The organism is Streptomyces sp. NPDC054840 (assembly GCF_053611065.1).
In genome coordinates, this window is sequence record NZ_JBSGZP010000843.1 from 1 (window position 1) to 2695 (window position 2695).

The 2695-nt window shown below is 70.8% G+C and carries 3 protein-coding genes; all 3 read left to right on the forward strand.

The genetic code is table 11. The annotated features are described in order from the left end of the window. Positions 1-266: 266 nt before the first annotated feature. From ACWGIU_RS34890 to ACWGIU_RS34900, 3 genes are read left to right on the forward strand one after another with little or no spacing between them, the layout of a single operon-like run. Entirely contained in the window at positions 267-1793 is a 1527-nt protein-coding gene (locus ACWGIU_RS34890; protein ID WP_453712113.1) for a DEAD/DEAH box helicase, read from the forward strand. A 46-nt stretch (positions 1794-1839) separates the two neighbouring features. After that, complete coding sequence (locus tag ACWGIU_RS34895; protein ID WP_453712114.1) at positions 1840-2244, forward strand: CBS domain-containing protein; 405 nt, start codon at positions 1840-1842, stop codon at positions 2242-2244. Positions 2245-2296: 52 nt separating this feature from the next. Then, entirely contained in the window at positions 2297-2608 is a 312-nt protein-coding gene (locus tag ACWGIU_RS34900; RefSeq protein WP_453712115.1) for an SCO5918 family protein, read from the forward strand. The last annotated feature ends 87 nt before the right edge of the window (positions 2609-2695 follow it).

Here is a 2695-nt window from a genome sequence, read left to right on the forward strand (position 1 = left end):
GGCCCCAGCTGCACATATGTCCCGCAGTGGCGACGCCTGCGGGACAAAGCATTCAGGGTGACAGCCCCCTCGGAGCTTCAACCCCATTCGAGTTTTCCGAATGTACGCGTCCACATGACGCCACCCATCTCAGCACCTGCGCCCGTACAGAATCCCTGTAGGCCAGTGGCGCTTTCGCATTCCATTCGGCCCGTTCTTGCGATTCCCTGCGCTGTGTTTCCGCTGCGGGAATTCCTTGATACGTGCCGTATCAAGGAGGGTTCTGAATGAACCGCACTCGTACGAACAGCCGTTCCTCCCGCAGCCGCACCGGCGGCGCCGCTTTCGGCTCTGCCGCCGGATCGGAGCGGGTCAGCCGGTTCGGATCGTCGACCCCGAGCCGTTCCGGAAGTCCGAGCCGTTCCGGAGGTCCGAGCCGCTCGGGCGGCTACGGCCGCCGACCCGCCGCGCTACAGGGCGAGTTCGCCCTGCCGAAGACCATCACTCCCGCGCTGCCCGCCGTCGAGGCCTTCGCCGATCTCGACATGCCGGCGGAGCTGTTGGCCGCCCTCGGCGCGCAGGGCGTGACCGTGCCCTTCCCGATCCAGGGCGCCACCCTGCCCAACACCCTTGCGGGCCGTGACGTGCTCGGTCGCGGGCGCACCGGCTCCGGCAAGACGCTCGCCTTCGGCCTCGCGCTGCTCGCTCGTACCGCCGGGCAGCGCGCCGAGCCCCGCCAGCCGCTCGCCCTCGTCCTCGTCCCCACCCGGGAGCTGGCCCAGCAGGTGACCGACGCCCTCGCCCCCTACGCCCGCGCCCTGAAGCTGCGCCTGACCACGGTCGTCGGCGGCATGTCGATCGGCAAGCAGGCCGGATCGCTGCGCGGAGGCGCGGAGGTCGTCGTCGCCACGCCCGGCCGGTTGAAGGACCTCATCGACCGGGGCGACTGCCGGCTGAACCAGGTCGCGATCACCGTCCTCGACGAGGCCGACCAGATGGCCGACATGGGGTTCATGCCGCAGGTCACCGCGCTGCTCGACCAGGTGCGCCCCGAGGGCCAGCGGATGCTGTTCTCCGCCACCCTGGACCGCAATGTGGATCTGCTGGTCCGTCGGTACCTGACCGACCCGGTCGTGCACTCGGTGGATCCCTCGGCCGGTGCGGTGACGACGATGGAGCACCACGTGCTCCACGTCCACGGCGCAGACAAGCACCGCACCACGACGGAGATCGCGGCGCGCGAGGGCCGGGTGATGATGTTCCTGGACACCAAGCACGCCGTGGACCGCCTCACCCAGGACCTCCTCGACAGCGGCGTCCGCGCCGCCGCCCTGCACGGCGGGAAGTCCCAGCCCCAGCGCACCCGCACCCTCGCCCAGTTCAAGACCGGGCACGTCACGGTGCTGGTCGCCACGAACGTCGCCGCGCGCGGCATCCACGTCGACAACCTCGACCTCGTCGTCAACGTGGACCCGCCGACCGACCCCAAGGACTACCTTCACCGCGGCGGCCGCACCGCCCGCGCCGGCGAGTCCGGCAGCGTCGTCACCCTGGTCACCCCCAACCAGCGCCGCGACATGGCCCGCCTCATGCAGGCAGCCGGCATCAGCCCGCAGACCACCCAGGTCCGCTCGGGCGACGAGGCCCTGAACCGGATCACCGGCGCCCAGGCACCCTCCGGTGTTCCCGTCGTCATCACCGCGCCGGTCGTCGAACGTGCCCAGCGCGGCGCCGCTGGCCGGGGCAGGCGCCGGCCCGCTTCGACGGCCCGGCGCGTGAGCGTGCGGCAGTCCGCCTTCGATGCGGCGGCCTGAGAAGCACGTGATCGGGAAACTGACCCATCTCTGCAGGAGGTACGTTGTGACGCTGGTCCAGATGGAGCCCCGCTCGGCGAACGCCATCCCTGTGCACCGGACGGTGGAGGACGCGATGGAGGCGGCCGGTCCACAGGTCTGTGACGACATGACGGTCGAGGTGGCCCTGGCCGTCATGGCCGGCGCCCGCGCGGGTCGTCTGCTCGTCTGCGACGAGGACGGCCTGTGCACGGGGCTGGTCACCCGGGACCGGCTCGCCGCCGTCCGCGACAGCGCGGCGTACACGGACCAGGTACGTCTCCGCGACCTCCTGGGCGACCGCGGGCCGGTCACCACACCCGTGACGACGATGACCGAAGCCGAGCACGCGATGCGCTACCGCAGGATCGATGCCCTGCCGGTCGTCGATGACCAGGGCAGCGCTCTGGGCGTCCTGGCCCTTGCCCGCTGAACCGCGTCACCGCGGCACGGCCGTCCCCCTTCTCTTCTTCCTGTGAGGCAACATGCGCTGTGTCATCGCCCGTTTCCCGTTCGACCTGACCAAGAGCGGTGTCCTGGAGTCGATGAAGGGCGTCAAGCCCGAGCAGGTCGTCGGCGAGTCCGTGATCATCGGGCGCCGTACCTACCCCGTCAAGCAGGTCGGCCAGGTCATCACACGCCAGGACCGGCGTGACTTCAGCGCCGGCGAAGTCCTCCGCGCCATGACGCAGCTCGGGTTCACCTGCCGCGGCCTCCCCCGGGCCGCCGTGCCCACGCGCCTCCTCAGCCCGCTCCAGCACGCTTCCGCGATGCTCGGCAGCCCGGCGACCGTCTGACGGACGGGACCGGCGCGAGCCTGCGCCCCGAACAGCGAAGAGGGCCCGACCGGCACATCCGACGCTGTTGGCCAATTCCTTCAGGGC

Excerpts from the sequence above, each read along its gene's own strand:
- ACWGIU_RS34890 (WP_453712113.1), top strand. The coding sequence starts at position 267 with ATGAACCGCACTCGTACGAACAGCCGTTCCTCCCGCAGCCGCACCGGC.
- ACWGIU_RS34900 (WP_453712115.1), top strand. The coding sequence starts at position 2,297 with ATGCGCTGTGTCATCGCCCGTTTCCCGTTCGACCTGACCAAGAGCGGT.